The 17,660-nt window shown below is 54.4% G+C and carries 16 protein-coding genes and 1 pseudogene; 7 read left to right on the forward strand and 10 right to left on the reverse strand.

The window, feature by feature from the left end; all coding sequences use genetic code 11:
- Positions 1–201, forward strand: a pseudogene (locus ACI2I2_RS02570) (IS4 family transposase); the annotation flags it as partial.
- A gap of 76 nt (positions 202–277) precedes the next feature.
- On the opposite strand, the gene ACI2I2_RS02575 reads toward ACI2I2_RS02570, so the two are convergent.
- From ACI2I2_RS02575 to rpmH, 9 genes are all read right to left on the reverse strand, one after another.
- Positions 278–844: an NADPH-dependent FMN reductase gene (locus ACI2I2_RS02575; protein ID WP_404656487.1), complete on the reverse strand. Its 567-nt coding sequence runs from the start codon at positions 842–844 to the stop codon at positions 278–280.
- Positions 845–874: 30 nt separating this feature from the next.
- Complete coding sequence (locus tag ACI2I2_RS02580; protein WP_404656488.1) at positions 875–1,624, reverse strand: 4'-phosphopantetheinyl transferase family protein; 750 nt, start codon at positions 1,622–1,624, stop codon at positions 875–877.
- 159 nt (positions 1,625–1,783) lie between these two features.
- Positions 1,784–2,773: an HTH-type transcriptional regulator YidZ gene (yidZ, locus tag ACI2I2_RS02585; protein WP_404656489.1), complete on the reverse strand. Its 990-nt coding sequence runs from the start codon at positions 2,771–2,773 to the stop codon at positions 1,784–1,786.
- Positions 2,754–3,926: an MFS transporter gene (locus ACI2I2_RS02590; protein ID WP_404656490.1), complete on the reverse strand. Its 1,173-nt coding sequence runs from the start codon at positions 3,924–3,926 to the stop codon at positions 2,754–2,756. Before ACI2I2_RS02590 ends, yidZ begins: the two co-directional genes overlap by 20 nt.
- A gap of 122 nt (positions 3,927–4,048) precedes the next feature.
- Positions 4,049–5,413, reverse strand: coding sequence for a tRNA uridine-5-carboxymethylaminomethyl(34) synthesis GTPase MnmE (gene mnmE / locus ACI2I2_RS02595; RefSeq protein WP_404656491.1), 1,365 nt, complete (start codon positions 5,411–5,413; stop codon positions 4,049–4,051).
- Positions 5,414–5,486: 73 nt separating this feature from the next.
- A complete protein-coding gene (gene yidC, locus ACI2I2_RS02600) occupies positions 5,487–7,130 on the reverse strand; it encodes a membrane protein insertase YidC (RefSeq protein WP_404656492.1) in 1,644 nt (547 codons plus the stop codon).
- A gap of 2 nt (positions 7,131–7,132) precedes the next feature.
- A complete protein-coding gene (gene yidD, locus ACI2I2_RS02605) occupies positions 7,133–7,390 on the reverse strand; it encodes a membrane protein insertion efficiency factor YidD (RefSeq protein ID WP_095284126.1) in 258 nt (85 codons plus the stop codon).
- Positions 7,354–7,713: a ribonuclease P protein component gene (gene rnpA, locus ACI2I2_RS02610; protein WP_017458071.1), complete on the reverse strand. Its 360-nt coding sequence runs from the start codon at positions 7,711–7,713 to the stop codon at positions 7,354–7,356. Before rnpA ends, yidD begins: the two co-directional genes overlap by 37 nt.
- Positions 7,714–7,730: 17 nt before the next feature.
- Positions 7,731–7,871 carry a 50S ribosomal protein L34 gene (gene rpmH, locus ACI2I2_RS02615; protein WP_003849659.1) on the reverse strand — a complete coding sequence of 47 codons (141 nt, stop codon included), beginning with the start codon at positions 7,869–7,871 and terminating at the stop codon, positions 7,731–7,733.
- 606 nt (positions 7,872–8,477) lie between these two features.
- On the opposite strand from rpmH, the gene dnaA reads away from it, so the two are divergent.
- Genes dnaA through gyrB form a run of 4 tightly spaced genes read left to right on the forward strand, consistent with a single transcriptional unit; the run spans position 8,478 to position 14,499 of the window.
- Complete coding sequence (gene dnaA / locus ACI2I2_RS02620) at positions 8,478–9,878, forward strand: chromosomal replication initiator protein DnaA (RefSeq protein WP_404656493.1); 1,401 nt, start codon at positions 8,478–8,480, stop codon at positions 9,876–9,878.
- 4 nt (positions 9,879–9,882) lie between these two features.
- Positions 9,883–10,983 (forward strand): DNA polymerase III subunit beta, encoded by a 1,101-nt coding sequence (gene dnaN, locus ACI2I2_RS02625; protein ID WP_404656494.1) that lies wholly within the window; start codon positions 9,883–9,885, stop codon positions 10,981–10,983.
- Positions 10,983–12,056, forward strand: a complete 1,074-nt coding sequence (recF, locus tag ACI2I2_RS02630) for a DNA replication/repair protein RecF (RefSeq protein ID WP_404656495.1) — start codon at positions 10,983–10,985, stop codon at positions 12,054–12,056. The genes dnaN and recF overlap by 1 nt, the downstream gene beginning before the upstream one ends.
- Positions 12,057–12,084: 28 nt before the next feature.
- Positions 12,085–14,499 carry a DNA topoisomerase (ATP-hydrolyzing) subunit B gene (gene gyrB / locus ACI2I2_RS02635; protein WP_404656496.1) on the forward strand — a complete coding sequence of 805 codons (2,415 nt, stop codon included), beginning with the start codon at positions 12,085–12,087 and terminating at the stop codon, positions 14,497–14,499.
- 54 nt (positions 14,500–14,553) lie between these two features.
- Here gyrB and ACI2I2_RS02640 read toward each other — a convergent pair whose 3' ends face one another.
- Positions 14,554–15,465 (reverse strand): LysR family transcriptional regulator, encoded by a 912-nt coding sequence (locus ACI2I2_RS02640; protein ID WP_404656497.1) that lies wholly within the window; start codon positions 15,463–15,465, stop codon positions 14,554–14,556.
- 112 nt (positions 15,466–15,577) lie between these two features.
- Between ACI2I2_RS02640 and ACI2I2_RS02645 the strand changes: the two genes are divergently transcribed.
- Both ACI2I2_RS02645 and yidA read left to right on the forward strand, forming a co-directional pair.
- The gene (locus ACI2I2_RS02645) at positions 15,578–16,603 is read left to right on the forward strand and encodes an NAD(P)-dependent alcohol dehydrogenase (protein WP_404656725.1); all 1,026 of its coding nucleotides are present in this window, start codon (positions 15,578–15,580) and stop codon (positions 16,601–16,603) included.
- 112 nt (positions 16,604–16,715) lie between these two features.
- Positions 16,716–17,528 carry a sugar-phosphatase gene (gene yidA / locus ACI2I2_RS02650; protein ID WP_404656498.1) on the forward strand — a complete coding sequence of 271 codons (813 nt, stop codon included), beginning with the start codon at positions 16,716–16,718 and terminating at the stop codon, positions 17,526–17,528.
- Positions 17,529–17,660 lie beyond the last annotated feature (132 nt).

Here is a 17,660-nt window from a genome sequence, read left to right on the forward strand (position 1 = left end):
CTGGCAGGTTATATGGCGGAGAAGAAACAGCTTCACAGACACTATCAGGCAAACAGCGTAAAGCACAGAAGATGGCTGTCTTACCTGACGCTGGCTGGTGAACTGGTGAGAACGCAACCCGGAGTGCTGAGGCGAATGAATATAGTTAATGCGCTGAAATTATTAGGGAAAGAGTACAGTAATATGGTCACAGGCGAATGACCATATTACTGGGGATCCCTCAGCCCCGTGGGAGAGGGTTGGGGAGAGGGCATCAGACCGCACTCCCCCTTCCGATTTACCCTTTCACGCGCTGAATATACTCCCCAAACGCGGTCAACTGACCGGTCAGATGATCAAGCGTGCTCTGATCAACCACTTCCGCTGTCTGCGGGTCGACTTTGTTCTGAATCACACCGCCCATAAACTCCGGCTTGTTCATCACCATCGCATCCAGGAACACCAGGATCTGACGCAGGTGATACTGGCAGCGTGCGCCGCCAATTGCGCCCATCGAACTGGTCTGGATAAGCACAGGTTTTCCTGCCAGTGGCTGTTCAGGCAGGCGAGAGAGCCAGTCGATGGCATTCTTCAGACCACCCGGCACCGAGTAGTTGTACTCAGGCGTGACAATCACTACGCCATCTGCCTCGCGGATGGCAGCAGCCAGCGCTTCTACGCTCGCCGGGAAACCTTCTTCTTGCTGAATATCGGCATCGTACAGCGGAATGTCACCGATGGACGGCAGAGCGGTGATGCCCATCCCTGCCGGGGCAATTTTTGGCAGGGTACGCGCAACCATACCGTTAAATGAACCTTTGCGCAGGCTTCCCAGTAACGTAACAACTTTCAACGCTTCAGACATGATTACTCCTTTAGTTTTCATCATGATGGGTCAGTTCAGTATAAGGGCTTTTTCCGCAGGCAGGCTGGTAAATCGCATCAGGCGGGCCGCGGGTTCGCTGGCACGGACTTGCATATCCGGTAAGCCGCGCCAGCCGGTTTTGCTGTCATATTCCCAGACTTTCAGGCGCTCGATGGCAGGGGTTGCGGCAATCGACCACACCAGCACATCTTCCGCATCGCAAATGGCTTCTATCTTCATCACTCGGGCGGCTCTCAGACGGCCTGAACCGGGCAATAGCTGAAGCTGTTGCTGGGAATTGCATTGGGTCTCGCCGGTGAGTTTTAGCACGCTTTGGCGCAGGGCCATGAGCTGGGCGCGGGCTTCGTTCGGATCGTTTTGATTTTTGATCCACAGATTTTCATTGCTGCTGAAGGGATAGGATTCGACCGCTGCCGGGCTGTGGAAACCGCGAGTGGCGCGTTGAAGCTCCATATCCAGACCGCATTCCCCTTCGGTGCTTAGCGCGACACCGACAATATTCCCGGCATACGCGATGGAAAAACGAGGATGATTGCTGTCGCGAAAAACCGGTTTTCCGTCTGGGCGAGTGATGATATCGGGTAGCTCGCGAATGCCGTAAAGCATAAACAGCAGCTCGGCAAGCAAAGAGCGCGAAGCCAGGAACCGCGAACGGCGATGTTGGGGAAGCTGGCGGGCTTCGTTGTGGCAACAGGATGAGAGTCGCACTGAGTGCAAATGCCCATCGTTAAGGATCCCTCTTGCAAAATGCATAGCCATTATGTCGCTCCGTGATTAATGGTCTGAGTGAAAACGATGGAGTTATTATCGCTTAAACTGTTGAGGTTTTAATGTGGAAAATCCCTGTTGAAAAGGCCTCAGCCAGAACATTTACATTTCCTTAGCCGCAATAGTCTGTGGGTTCACGAAATTACGCGGCTAGCGGCCGATTTCCTGCTGAAGTGTTGCCAGAAATGCCTCGCCGTACAGCTCTTTTAAAACGGATTTCAGCCAGATCAGTTTCGGGTTATGCCCGTTGCGCTTGTGCCAGAGCAAGGTGAAAGGCACCGCCAGCTTTTGCAGTAGTGCAGCTTCCAGCGGAATCGGGCGAGTCACCAGTTTGAGGCCGTGCTGCTGATTGTAGTGCTGGCAATAAAGCGGAGCGGTAGCCAGTAAGGTATGGTTCGGCTGCGCCGCCATAAACATTGATGCTTCAAATCCTGGCAGGCTGAGGGCTATCTGTCGTTTCAGCCCGGATTCCTGCAACACCTCATCGAGCGCCCAGGTGTCGCTGTTCTCCCAATTGATGCTGATATGCGGGTAGCGCAGAAAGGTGTCCAGACTCCACTCTTCCTGTAATGCCGGGTGATCTTCGCGCAAATAGACGCGCGGTAAATCGCTGAACAGCACTTCAAAATCGATATTCCACGGCAGCAGGCTGAGCGATTCGCGGGAACGCGGGTGCGTTTCACGCCCGGTAAAGCCGATATCAACCTCCCCGCGGATGATGGCATCCAGAGAGTCGTAACCCCAGTTACGCAGCCGCACGGTCGCCTGGGGATAGCGTTGATAGATTTTCTGCGAAAGGGTGTTAAAGGCAATGAGCATCAGCGGGTTTTCAGCTGCCAGTTCAAAAGTGAGCCCACGCGGGGTGTCGTGATGCGGTTTGTCCAGCAGTTGATGGCTCATTTGCAGCCAGTCTGCCAGATCCTGTTCCATGCTGGCCGCCAACGGCGTGGGATGCAGGCCACCAGGCGTTTTCACAAACAGCGGATCGTTAAACCAGTCTCTGAGCCTGGACAGAGACTTACTGACGGCGGAGGGCGTGACGTTCATCCGCTTCGCCGTCTTGCTGACGCTGCGCTCCTGCAACAACAATTGCAGGCACAGCAGTAAATTGAGATCGAGACTAGCCAGGGATTTTTTCATGGTCCGGCGCGTCCACTCGCGCGGACACAAAGGTAATCAACAAGATGCAGACCATGCTACAGCTAATCAGACTCCCGATCAGCATATTCAGTGCACTGACCCCGGAAACGGCAGCCAGCCAGATATACAGCGAAGAACCGCAGACCTGAGCGATACCCAGAACCGAACTCGCCACACCGGCACGTCTTGCAAACGGACTTAGTGCCTGGCTCATGGTTACGCCAAAGCCCAGCGAGAAGCCGGAACAAATCAGCGTCAGGCCAAACAGCATGACTGCGGTTGAGGAGGCAGAGGCCAGAACCAAAGCCGCTGCAAGGAACAGCCCTTGTGCGACCAGCATCAGTGTGCGCTGGCTAAAGCGCGTCAGGGCGAAAGGTGTTGAGAAGGCCACGACCATGCTGACTAATGCGGTCAACGCCATGATGGTGGAGTATTCGCCCCGATCAAACTGCAGCACTTCCATCAAAAGCACTGGCGAGATATTCACGTAAGTCAGAATGGCCGTGACGCTCAGCGTGGTCATGATCACCCGGCTGAGAAAGAAGCGGCTGGTCAGTGATTCTGAAGCCAAAGGCTCGGCGGAAAACTGAGAAGCTTGCATACCTGGATGGGATTCTTTCAGCACCAGCGTTGAGAGCAGACAGACAATGACGCCCATACCGGTCATCACCCAGAACAGGCTCTGCCACGGGAATTTGAGCATGATCAGATGGCCAATCACCGGAGCCAGCACCGGCACAATGCAGGTGATGCCATTGAGTAATGACAGGACTTTGGCTCGCCTCTGGTCGTCGAGCGTATCGCGCAAAATAGCAAAAGCCACCACATAACAACAGCCAGCTCCCGTTCCCTGGATAAAGCGGCCAGCCAGGAACAGCGAGCTGGTGGAGGCATTCGCGCAAAGGGCTGAGGCTAACGCAAACACCATCGCGCCACAGATGGCGACAGGTTGCCGCCCGGCTTTATCGGCCAGACGACCCGCAATCAGCATGGCTGTCGCCATTCCTGCGAGATAAACCGAAAACGCGATATGCAGTTGCGCCTCGCTGGCATGGAGATCGGCGGCGATGCGGGGAAGGCCGACGAGGTACATGTCGATGCCGGAAGGATAAAGTAAAACCAGGGCGAAACTGCAAAACAGGAAGCGTGCCATAGAAACCTCGCAGGAAAGAGCGGCTAAGGATACGAGGCTTTGCTAAGGGGCACGAGTTGCCATTTGGACAACAGCGATTTCCATAATGGAAAAACCCACCTGCGATGAGGTGGGTTTTAAAATCACTTCCCGATACAGAAGCTCGAGAAGATGCGGCCGAGCAGATCGTCGGAGGTGAATTCCCCGGTGATTTCGCTCAACGCCTGCTGTGCGAGGCGCAGTTCTTCTGCCAGTAGCTCACCGGCCCAGGCACCGAGCAGTTGCTCTTTACCTTGCTGTAGATGATTGGCGGCGTCTTCCAGCGCTTTCAGGTGACGGCGACGGGCAAGGAAACCACCTTCCATGTTGGTGTCAAAGCCCATGCTCTGCTTCAGATGGTTGCGCAGAATGTCCACGCCTTCACCCTGACGTGCGGAGAGGCGAATAAGTGAGTAACCATTTACATCGCTCAGACCGACCTCTTCGCCGGTGATATCGGCTTTGTTGCGCACCACGGTAATCGGCAAATTCTGTGGCAGTCGGGCGATGAAATCCGGCCAGATTTCAGCCGGATCGACGGCGCTGGTGGTGGTGCTGTCGACCATAAACAGCACGCGATCGGCTTGCTCAATTTCCTGCCAGGCACGTTCGATCCCGATGCGTTCGACTTCATCACTGGCATCGCGCAATCCTGCGGTATCGATGATGTGCAGCGGCATGCCGTCAATGTGGATATGCTCGCGCAGCACGTCACGCGTGGTGCCAGCGATATCGGTGACAATGGCCGCTTCACGGCCAGCCAGCGCGTTGAGCAGGCTGGATTTACCCGCGTTAGGGCGCCCGGCAATCACCACTTTCATCCCTTCACGCAACAGGCTGCCCTGGCGTGCTTCGGCACGAACGGCATCCAGATCGCCGATCACATTATTGAGCTGCGCTTCGATTTTACCGTCAGAGAGGAAGTCGATTTCTTCATCCGGAAAGTCGATGGCCGCTTCCACATAGATGCGCAGGTGAGTGAGTGCTTCCACTAAATGGTTCACTCGGGTGGAAAACGCGCCCTGTAAGGAGTTCATCGCTGAACGAGCGGCTTGCTCGGAGCTGGCGTCAATCAAATCAGCAATGGCTTCGGCCTGTGCCAGATCGAGCTTATCGTTGAGGAACGCGCGCTCTGAAAACTCGCCCGGGTTGGCAATACGCACACCCGGCAGCGTCAGAATGCGTTTCAGAAGCAGATCGAGAATGACCGGGCCGCCGTGGCCTTGCAGCTCAAGCACGTCTTCGCCGGTAAAGGAGTTCGGGCCCGGGAACCATAACGCAATGCCCTGATCCAGCGTAGCGCCTTGCGCATCACGAAACGGCAGATAATCGGCATAGCGAGGCTTCGGTAATTTTCCGAGCACCGCCTGCGCCACATCACGGGCTTTCAGGCCGGAGATACGCAGAATGCCTACGCCGCCGCGTCCTGGCGGGGTGGCCTGGGCGACGATGGTGTCGTTATGGCTCATGGTTACTCTCTTTGCGTTGCAATAAAAAAGGCGGTCATCAGACCGCCTTCCATTTTAGCGAATGTTCACCCAATCAGGATTTTTTCTTCTCGCGGCTATGCAGGCCACGTTTTTCCAGACCACGGTAAATCAACTGCTGCTGGAGGATGGTCACCAGGTTGCTGACGATATAGTACAGCACCAGACCTGACGGGAACCACAGGAAGAACACGGTGAAGATGACCGGCATAAAGGTCATGATCTTCTGCTGCATCGGGTCAGTCACGGTGGTCGGCGACATCTTCTGAATGAAGAACATCGTCACGCCCATCAGGATTGGCAGGATGTAGTACGGGTCCTGTGCAGACAAGTCGTGGATCCACAGAGCAAACGGCGCATGGCGCAGTTCAACGGAGCCCATCAGCATGTAATACAGTGCCAGGAAGATTGGCATCTGGATAATCAGCGGGAAGCAGCCGCCCAGCGGGTTCACTTTCTCTGCTTTATACAGGGCCATCATTTCCTGGCTCTGACGCTGTTTGTCATCGCCCAGACGCTCACGCATCGCCGCAATTTTCGGCTGCAGCATACGCATCTTCGCCATGGAGGTGTACTGCGCTTTGGTCAGCGGGTACATGATGCCACGAACGATAAAGGTGATAACGATGATCGAGAAGCCCCAGTTACCCAGGAAGCTGTGGATAAATTTCAGCAGTTTGAACAGCGGCTGAGAAATGAACCACAACCAACCGTAATCTACGGTCAGATCCAGGTGCGGTGCCACGGCTGCCATTTTGTCCTGAATTTCAGGACCCACCCACAGGGTGCTGGCAAGGTTTGCGGCCTGACCTGGCTGAACCAGAACCGGCTGAGATTTGTAGCCGATGGCCGCAAGGCCATTGCCCAGGTTCGCGGTATAGAAGTTGTTGGTACCGTCGTTATTTGGCACCCACGCTGTCGCGAAATACTGTTGCAGCATCGCAACCCAACCGCCTTTCGCACTGATGTTCAGGTTTTCGTTGTCGGCGATTTTGTCGAATTTGTATTTCTCATACTTCGCGTCTGGCGTGGAGTATGCCGCGCCACGGAAGGTGTGCAGCGCAAAGTTGCTGCTTCCGGTGTCACGGTGAGACGGCAGATTGATGGACTGCTTCAGCTGACCAAACGTGGAGATTTCCAGTGGTTTCTCACCGGCGTTCTGCACTTTATAGCCTACGTTCACCGCATACGCACCGCGTTTCAGGGTGAAGGTTTTGGTGAAGGTGTTGCCCGCGGCGTCAGTGTAAGTCATCGGGATCGCGAGTTCGTTCTGACCTTCAGCCAGCACAAAGGTATCACTCTCGACGTTGTACAGCGGACGTGCGCCATTAGCCGGGTTGTCCGGGCCATCACGACCGGTCAGACCGCTCTGAGCCTGATACAGGAACTCAGGCGTCGTTTCCAGCAGCTGGAACGGCTCGTTTGACTTCAGCTCTTTCGGGTAAGTCAGCAGCAGTGCCTGCTCAATATCGCCACCACGGGTGTTGATAGTCAGCTCAAGCACATCGGTTTTCACCGTAATCTGCTTTCCTTGGCCACTGGCCGGTACGCCCTGGTCTGCGGCGCTACCCGCTGCGGTGGTCGTTGTCTGCGTGATCTGCTGCTGGGGTTGAGGATTTTTATCCTGCTCCCATGCCTGCCAGATCATGAAAGACACGAACAACAAAGCGATGACTAAAAGATTGCGTTGCGAATCCATCGTTAGTGTTCTCTGGTATCAAATGGTCCGGGTGGGACGGGGTCGTCACCACCAGGGTGTAAAGGGTGGCATTTTAATACGCGTTTCACCGTCAACCAACTGCCTTTTATCATTCCAAACCTGCGCAATGCCTCAATTCCGTAGCTGGAACAGGTTGGCGTGAAACGACAATGCGGCCCGAGCAGCGGACTGATCAGGCGCTGATAGACCCGAATACAGGCTATCAGGACCCTTGAGCCAGGCGACAATGGCGGCGCCATAGTTTTTCCAACGCTTCCGAGAGAGCCCGGTTATCGAGGTCGGCAACCCCTTTTTTAGCCACCACCACGAAATCCATTGCAGGGAGTTCATGCTGACGTAAACGGAAACTCTCACGCGTCAGACGTTTAATCCGATTGCGTTCATGAGCGCGTTTAACGTTTTTCTTAGCGACAGTGAGACCGATGCGGGGATGCCCCAGCGAATTCAGGCGGCCGAGGATGGTGATTTGCGGCGTGCCAGCCCGTTGCGGCTGCTGGAAGACGAATGTGAAATGAGTGGGAGTTAACAAACGTAACTCCCTGGGAAAAGCTAGCTTAACCACTCAGGGGTTAGCTTTTATTACTTGGAAACGGTCAGACGAGAACGGCCTTTAGCACGACGACGTGCCAGAACCTGACGACCATTTTTAGTAGCCATACGAGCACGGAAGCCGTGAGAACGGTTGCGCTTCAGTACAGACGGTTGAAAAGTGCGTTTCATGGCGATTTCTACCTAAACTTGAATAAATTCACTGACTTTTGCGTGTACCCGAACGAGTTTCGAACGACTTCCGCTTCAGTGTGGGTGATTAAAGAGGCCGGATTGTAATAATTGTACACTCCGGAGTCAATTCTCTTTACCTTGTTTCCCGCCAGTTTTCGCACGATTTCGCGTAGAAATTGAGCGGGGAACGGTACCTGTTAGCGAGTAGCACGCACCGGGTGGGGGATTATAAAGCCTGCCCGTTAAAGCGCAAGGATCGCTCGGGATCTTTATTAGATCGATTAAGCAAAAATTTGTCGCTACTCATTAATTTTTCCAATATGCGGGAGAAATCGCCCCCCACCCCAATCAGGATCGTTTACACTTAGCCGGTCTCGATCCTTCCTGTGGATAAATCGGGAAGAATCTGTGAGAAACAGAAGATCTCTGGCTCAGTTTAGGCTATGATCCGCGGTCCCGATCGTGATCCCAGATCCTGAACGGAGTAAAAACCGCAGATAGCGGTTCGCACGTCCCCTCACGCAGTGTCTGAGGGCTTTTCTGGCGTGTGCCAACAATCATTAATTTTTCAGTTTCACCCTTTTTGTTCGAGTGGAGTCCGCCGTGTCACTTTCGCTTTGGCAGCAGTGTCTTGCCCGATTGCAGGATGAGTTACCAGCCACAGAATTCAGCATGTGGATCCGCCCGTTGCAGGCGGAATTGAGCGATAATACGCTGGCTTTGTATGCGCCAAACCGCTTTGTGCTCGATTGGGTAAGGGATAAATACCTCAATAATATCAACGGACTGTTGAATGATTTCTGCGGTACCGATGCGCCACAGCTGCGCTTTGAAGTCGGTGCTCGCCCTGTCACTCAGGTTGTTAAAGAAACCGCCCAGGTCGCCGTTCAGGCTCATACGCAGCAGGTACAAGCGCCGCGCGTAGCGATTCCTGCGGCACGTCAGGGCTGGGATAACGTTCCGGCTCCGGCAGAACCCACCTACCGTTCTAACGTCAACGTGAAACATACGTTTGATAACTTCGTCGAAGGTAAATCTAACCAACTGGCACGCGCGGCGGCTCGTCAGGTGGCGGATAACCCTGGCGGCGCCTATAACCCGCTGTTCCTTTATGGCGGCACAGGTCTCGGTAAAACTCACCTTTTACATGCGGTCGGTAACGGCATTATTGCCCGTAAACCGAACGCCAAAGTGGTGTACATGCACTCCGAGCGTTTTGTTCAGGACATGGTGAAAGCCCTGCAGAACAACGCCATTGAAGAGTTCAAACGTTACTACCGTTCTGTTGATGCGCTGCTGATCGATGACATTCAATTCTTTGCTAATAAAGAACGATCTCAGGAAGAGTTTTTCCACACCTTCAACGCACTGCTTGAAGGCAACCAACAGATCATTCTGACCTCGGATCGCTATCCGAAAGAGATCAACGGCGTTGAAGATCGTCTGAAATCCCGCTTCGGCTGGGGTTTAACCGTGGCCATCGAGCCACCTGAGCTTGAAACGCGTGTGGCGATCCTGATGAAAAAGGCGGATGAAAACGACATTCGTCTGCCGGGTGAAGTGGCTTTCTTTATTGCCAAGCGTCTGCGCTCCAATGTGCGTGAGCTTGAAGGGGCACTGAACCGCGTTATCGCCAATGCCAACTTTACCGGTCGGGCGATTACTATCGATTTCGTGCGTGAAGCGCTGCGCGATCTGCTGGCGCTGCAGGAAAAACTGGTCACCATCGACAATATTCAAAAGACGGTGGCGGAGTACTATAAGATCAAAGTGGCCGACCTGCTGTCCAAGCGTCGTTCTCGCTCTGTGGCGCGTCCGCGTCAGATGGCGATGGCGCTGGCCAAAGAACTCACCAACCACAGCCTGCCGGAAATCGGCGATGCGTTTGGTGGCCGTGACCATACGACCGTGCTGCATGCTTGCCGCAAGATCGAACAGTTACGTGAAGAAAGCCATGATATCAAAGAAGATTTCTCCAATTTAATCAGAACATTATCTTCGTGACGCTATGAAATTTACCGTTGAACGTGAACATTTATTAAAACCGCTGCAACAGGTAAGTGGTCCATTAGGTGGCCGCCCAACGTTGCCCATTCTTGGCAACCTGCTGCTGCAGGTCGCAGACGGCTCCCTGTCGCTGACCGGGACCGACCTTGAAATGGAAATGGTCGCACGCGTCGCGCTGATTCAGCCACATGAACCGGGTGCAACCACCGTCCCTGCGCGCAAGTTCTTTGATATTTGCCGTGGCCTGCCGGAAGGCGCGGAAATAGCTGTACAGCTTGAAGGCGACCGCATGTTGGTCCGTTCTGGCCGTAGCCGTTTCTCGCTGTCCACATTGCCAGCCGCAGATTTCCCAAATCTGGACGACTGGCAGAGCGAAGTGGAATTCACCTTGCCGCAGGCGACCATGAAGCGCCTGATTGAAGCCACGCAGTTTTCGATGGCGCATCAGGACGTGCGTTACTACTTAAACGGCATGCTGTTTGAAACCGAAGGTGAGGAACTGCGCACTGTCGCCACTGACGGTCACCGTCTGGCGGTATGTTCCATGCCGATTGGTCAGTCACTTCCGAACCATTCGGTGATCGTGCCGCGTAAAGGCGTGATTGAGTTGATGCGCATGCTCGACGGTGGCGATAACCCGCTGCGCGTGCAGATTGGCAGCAACAATATCCGTGCGCACGTGGGTGACTTCATCTTTACCTCGAAACTGGTGGATGGCCGCTTCCCGGATTACCGTCGCGTGCTGCCGAAAAATCCGGATAAGCATCTGGATGCCGGTTGCGACATTCTCAAGCAGGCGTTTGCCCGTGCCGCCATTCTCTCGAACGAGAAATTCCGCGGTGTGCGTCTTTACGTCAGCGAGAATCAGCTGAAAATTACCGCCAACAACCCGGAGCAGGAAGAAGCAGAAGAAATTCTGGATGTCACCTATGCCGGGACTGAGATGGAAATCGGCTTCAACGTTAGCTACGTACTGGACGTGCTGAATGCACTGAAATGTGAAAACGTCCGTATTTTGCTGACCGATTCTGTTTCCAGTGTGCAGATTGAAGATGCTGCCAGCCAGAGCGCTGCTTACGTCGTTATGCCAATGAGATTGTAATGGCGCTAACCCGCTTGTTGATCCGCGACTTTCGCAATATCGAAAGCGCGGATCTTGCTCTATCCCCTGGCTTTAACTTCCTGGTGGGTGCTAACGGCAGCGGTAAAACCAGCGTGCTGGAAGCTATCTATACCCTGGGACACGGTCGGGCGTTCCGCAGTTTGCAGATTGGTCGTGTGATTCGCCACGAGCAAGAGTCCTTTGTGTTACATGGGCGCTTGCAGGGAAAAGAACGCGAAATTTCTCTCGGTCTGACCAAAGATAAACAGGGTGACAGCAAAGTTCGCATCGACGGCACCGACGGTCACAAAGTGGCTGAACTGGCGCTGCTGATGCCGATGCAGCTCATCACGCCCGAGGGGTTTACTTTACTCAACGGCGGCCCCAAATACAGAAGAGCGTTCCTCGATTGGGGATGCTTTCACAACGAAGCCGGTTTCTTTACTGCCTGGAGCAACCTCAAGCGTTTGCTGAAACAGCGAAATGCAGCGCTGCGCCAGGTGACCCGCTACGCGCAACTGCGCCCGTGGGATACCGAACTCATTCCACTGGCAGAACAACTCAGTAGCTGGCGCGCAGAGTACAGCGCAGGCATCGCCGAAGATATGGCGGATACCTGCAAACAGTTCCTGCCTGAGTTCAACCTGAGCTTCTCTTTCCAGCGCGGCTGGGAAAAAGAGACTGACTATTCTGAGGTGCTCGAACGGAACTTTGAGCGCGATCGTATGCTGACCTACACCGCCCACGGCCCACACAAAGCGGATTTCCGCATTCGTGCGGACGGTGCGCCGGTGGAGGACACGTTATCGCGCGGGCAGCTCAAACTGCTGATGTGCGCCTTACGTTTGGCGCAAGGTGAGTTTCTGACCCGTGAAAGCGGGCGACGCTGCCTGTACCTCATAGATGATTTTGCCTCGGAACTTGATGACGAGCGTCGTGGTCTGTTAGCAAGCAGGCTGAAAGCGACCGAGTCGCAGGTTTTCGTCAGTGCGATCAGCGCTGAACACGTTATGGACATGTCGGACAAAAATTCGAAGATGTTCAGCGTGGAAAAAGGTAAAATAACGGATTAACCCAAGTTTAAATGAGCGAGAAACGTTGATGTCGAATTCTTATGACTCCTCCAGTATCAAAGTCCTGAAAGGGCTGGATGCGGTGCGTAAGCGCCCGGGTATGTATATCGGCGACACGGATGACGGCACCGGTCTGCACCACATGGTATTCGAGGTTGTGGATAACGCTATCGACGAAGCGCTCGCGGGTCACTGTAAAGACATCGTGGTGACGATTCACTCCGATAACTCTGTCTCCGTAACGGATGATGGCCGTGGCATTCCAACCGGTATTCACCCGGAAGAAGGTGTCTCTGCCGCGGAAGTTATCATGACCGTTCTGCACGCAGGCGGTAAATTCGATGATAACTCTTATAAAGTGTCCGGTGGTCTGCACGGTGTAGGTGTTTCCGTTGTAAACGCCCTGTCGCAGAAGCTGGAACTGGTGATTCGTCGCGAAGGCAAAGTTCACCAGCAGATTTACATGCACGGCGTGCCACAGGCTCCGCTGGCCGTAACAGGTGAAACCGAAGCAACAGGGACTCAGGTCCGTTTCTGGCCAAGCTATGAAACCTTCACCAACGTCATTGAGTTTGAATACGACATTCTGGCAAAACGCCTGCGCGAACTGTCGTTCCTGAACTCCGGCGTGTCTATTCGTCTTCGCGATAAACGTGACAACAAAGAAGACCATTTCCACTACGAAGGCGGTATCAAAGCGTTCGTGGAATACCTGAATAAAAACAAAACCCCGATCCACCCGAACATCTTCTATTTCTCCACAGAGAAAGACGGTATCGGCGTGGAAGTGGCACTGCAGTGGAACGACGGTTTCCAGGAAAACATCTACTGCTTCACCAACAACATTCCACAGCGTGACGGTGGTACTCACCTGGCAGGCTTCCGTGCGGCGATGACCCGTACTCTGAACGCCTACATGGACAAAGAAGGCTACAGCAAAAAAGCCAAAGTCAGCGCCACCGGTGACGATGCCCGTGAAGGCCTGATTGCTGTGGTGTCCGTGAAAGTGCCGGACCCGAAATTCTCCTCTCAGACCAAAGACAAACTGGTCTCTTCTGAGGTGAAAACGGCGGTAGAACAGCAGATGAACGAACTGCTGGGCGAATACCTGCTGGAAAACCCGTCCGACGCGAAAATCGTGGTTGGCAAAATTATCGACGCGGCGCGTGCCCGTGAAGCGGCGCGTAAAGCCCGTGAAATGACCCGTCGTAAAGGCGCGCTGGATTTGGCTGGTCTGCCAGGCAAACTGGCGGACTGCCAGGAACGCGACCCGGCGCTGTCCGAACTGTACCTCGTGGAAGGGGACTCCGCGGGCGGTTCTGCGAAGCAGGGCCGTAACCGTAAGAACCAGGCGATCCTTCCGCTGAAGGGTAAAATCCTGAACGTTGAGAAAGCGCGTTTCGACAAAATGCTCTCTTCTCAGGAAGTGGCGACGCTGATCACCGCGCTCGGCTGCGGCATCGGTCGCGACGAGTACAACCCGGATAAACTGCGTTATCACAGCATCATCATCATGACCGATGCGGACGTCGACGGCTCGCACATTCGTACGCTGCTGTTGACCTTCTTCTACCGTCAGATGCCAGAGATCGTTGAACGTGGCCACGTCTACATTGCTCAGCCGCCGCTGTACAAAGTGAAGAAAGGCAAGCAGGAACAGTACATCAAAGATGACGAAGCGATGGATCAGTATCAAATCGCTATCGCCCTTGATGGCGCGACCCTGCACGCCAATGCTTCTGCTCCGGCACTGGCAGGCGAAGCCCTGGAAAAACTGGTGGCGGAATTCAACGCGACTCAGAAGATGATTGGCCGCATGGAGCGTCGCTTCCCGCGCACGCTGCTCAAAGAGCTGGTTTATCAGCCGACTCTGGCAGAAGCAGAGCTGAACAACGAACAGACCGTCACCCGCTGGGTGAACCAACTGGTGACCGTGCTAAACGAAAACGAGCAGCATGGCAGCATGTGGAAGTTTGATATTCGTGAGAATAAAGAACTGGGCCTGTTTGAGCCGATTATCCGTGTCCGTACTCACGGCGTGGATACCGACTATCCGCTGGATCAGGAATTCATTACTGGTGGCGAATACCGTCGCATCTGCACGCTTGGTGAGAAGCTGCGCGGTCTGATTGAAGACGATGCCTTCATCGAACGTGGCGAACGCCGTCAGCCAGTGGCCAGCTTCGAGCAGGCGCTGGAGTGGCTGGTGAAAGAGTCACGTCGTGGCCTGTCTATCCAGCGTTATAAAGGTCTGGGTGAAATGAACCCGGATCAGCTGTGGGAAACCACCATGGACCCAGAAAGCCGCCGTATGCTGCGCGTAACGGTGAAAGATGCTATCGCTGCCGATCAGCTGTTCACCACCCTGATGGGTGATGCGGTTGAACCGCGTCGTGCGTTTATCGAAGAGAACGCCCTGAAAGCGGCGAACATCGATATCTGACGGTCTTTTACGGTGCTGTATTCAAAAGCCGCGCTTCTGCGCGGCTTTTTTGATCTACACATCGACCGACATGACAGAGGGCAAATGGCTCACCAGCCTGTCGACGACCACTCTTACCTTCAGCGGCAAATGTGGCGTCTGTTGCCACACTGCCTGCACGTCGAACCGCACATCCGGTGCCTGCTTGAGAAGTGGCGTTAGCTTTCCTTCCCGAATCTCTTTTCTCACCATCCAGCACGGCAGCCAGGCTAGCCCGAATCCGGCTAAGGCCGTATCAGCGATAACTTGCAGGTCATCCATATTGAGAGAGGAAGCCGGAATAAAGCTGTGCGGCTGGCCTTCGTTATCGGCGAGCTGCCAGGGCAACACTTTGCCTGCTCGCTGGTAGTTGATGGCGGTATGTTGGCGCAAATCAGCAACCGTTTCGGGTGTGCCTTTTTTCCGTAAATACTCCGGTGAGGCGCACAGCACCATGCGGTGTTCACCCAATCGTCTGGCAACCAGCAACGAGTTTTCCGGCAGTGCGCCGTTGCGCACGGCCATATCAAATCCTTCCTCTACGATGTCCACCACGCGGTCGCTGAAGGACATTTCCAGATCAAGACCGGGATGTTCCTGCGCAAGTTCAATCAGTAAAGGCGCGACGCACTGGCGACCAAATAACACCGGCAAAGAGATGCGCAGGCGGCCTCTCACCTGATGTTTACCCGTTTCCAGCAGCGATTCTGCGCTACGGATTTCCTCCAAAGCACGCTGACAGCGCTCATAAAACAGTGCGCCATTATCGGTCAGGCTCTGGCTACGAGTCGTTCGCTGAAACAGGCGAACGCCCAGCCGCGCTTCCAGCCGGGCAATGCTTTTCCCCACCGCTGAACGTGATAAATGCAGTCGGGTTGCGGCCTGAGCGAAACTTCCTGCCTCAACGGCGGCGACGAAAACGGGAATATCCTTCAGGTTGTCGGTCATGGATTGTATCCATTCAGGCTTCAATTAAGTGACAACTTATCGCCACTGGGGATTCATCGTCAACGCTAGACTCTGTGTACTGCAAAGACACGTGATGACCTGGAGAAATATGATGACCGATTTGATGCAACGCTGGACGATGAGCGCCCTCGGACGTGAAAACCTCACCCTGGTCCAGGAACCCATTCCACAGCCTGGCCCTGGGGAAGTACGCGTGCGGGTGAACGCGGTCTCGCTGAACTATCGCGACAAAATGGTGATTGAAGGCAGCATGCCGATTGGACTCGCCTTTCCGTTTACGCCCGCCTCGGACATGGCTGGCGTAGTTGAGAGCATTGGCGAAGGCGTTACACGGTTTGCACCTGGCGCACGCGTGATCTCTACTTTTTCGCCAGAGTGGGTGGATGGCAAGCCGAAGGGCGATGCGCGGAACCTGCCATACCGTACGCACGGCGGCTACTTCCAGGGCATGCTGGCGGAATATGTGGTGGTGAATGAGGACTGGCTGGTGGCTTCACCAGACTCGCTGGATGACATTCAGGCCAGCACATTACCTTGTGCAGGGCTTACCGCATGGTTTGCTTTAGTCGAACGTGGCGGTGTAAAAGCCGGGCAAACCGTGCTGGTTCAGGGCACCGGTGGCGTTGCCATGTTTGCTTTGCAGATTGCAAAAGCACACGGAGCGGAAGTCTTTGTGACGTCGGGCAGCGACGAAAAACTGGCACGTGCTAAAGCGTTAGGTGCCGATCACGGCATTCATCGCCTGCAAGGTGACTGGGTTGAAACACTCTACGACCTGACCCACGACCGGGGCATCGATCATATTATTGAAACGGCAGGCGGCGAGAATCTCAGACGTTCACTGCGCGCCGTCGCCGTTCACGGACGCATCTCAGTCATTGGCGTGCTGGAAGGGAGCGAAATATCACTGCCTGCTGGCGAGCTGTTGTTGAAATCACCGGTGATTCAGGGGATTGGCGTTGGCCACCGTCGCGCGCTGGAAGACTTTGTTCGTGCCGTCGATGCGACCGGGCTGAAACCCGTGATTGCGCATAGCTACCGTTTTGACCAACTTCCGCAGGCGCTTGAGCATCTGGATCGCGGTGCGTTCGGCAAAATCGTCCTCACCCGCGAGTGAGTTTTCCCCCCGGGTGAGGGTAAAAGGGACGTTTTTAGCGCGAAAGGTAGCTCTATTTTTGTCGGCTAAATCGCGTTAGCATGAGTAAGAACTCACTTATCCCGGGGACCTTATGGCTATCAAACTCATTGCAATCGACATGGACGGAACATTGCTACTGCCGGACCACACCATCTCTCCTGCGGTCAAACAGGCCATTGCGGCGGCGCGTGAACGCGGCGTGAAAGTGGTGCTTTGTACCGGTCGTCCGTATGCGGGTGTTCACAGCTACCTGAAAGAACTGCATATGGAGCAGGAAGGTGACTACTGCATCACCTACAACGGTGCGCTGGTACAGAAGGCCAGCGATGGCAGCACGGTGGCGCAAACGGCGCTGAGTTACGATGACTATCGCTATCTGGAACAACTTTCCCGTGAAGTGGGTTCGCATTTCCACGCGCTGGATCGCAACACGCTGTATACCGCGAACCGTGACATCAGCTACTACACAGTACATGAGTCTTACGTCGCCACCATCCCGCTGGTGTTCTGTGAAGCGGAAAACATGGCGCGTGATATTCAGCTGCTGAAAGTGATGATGATTGACGAGCCCGCTATTCTCGATAAGGCGATTGCCCGCATTCCGGCAGAAGTGAAAGAGAAGTACACCGTGCTGAAAAGTGCGCCGTACTTCCTCGAAATCCTCGATAAACGCGTGAATAAAGGGACGGGTGTGAAATCTCTGGCGGACACGCTCGGTATCAAACCGGAAGAGATCATGACCCTTGGCGACCAGGAAAACGACATCGCGATGATCGAATTCGCGGGGATGGGCGTCGCGATGGACAACGCGATCCCGTCGGTGAAAGAAGTCGCCAACTTCGTCACTAAATCTAACCTGGAAGACGGTGTTGCCTACGCGATCGAGAAATTTGTCCTCAATTAATCCCTTCTTCTGAGAACAAGCCCGTTGCTTTTAGCGCGGGCTTTTTTATTGCCTGTGCTCCCTGACTCAGCAAAGTTTATTTATAGATTGTCGTTTTTGTGATCTAAATTGTAGTACAACACATAATGTTTG

Origin of the sequence: Scandinavium sp. NPDC088450 (assembly GCF_044900545.1) — a bacterium.
In the GTDB taxonomy this organism is placed as follows: Bacteria; Pseudomonadota; Gammaproteobacteria; order Enterobacterales; family Enterobacteriaceae; genus Scandinavium.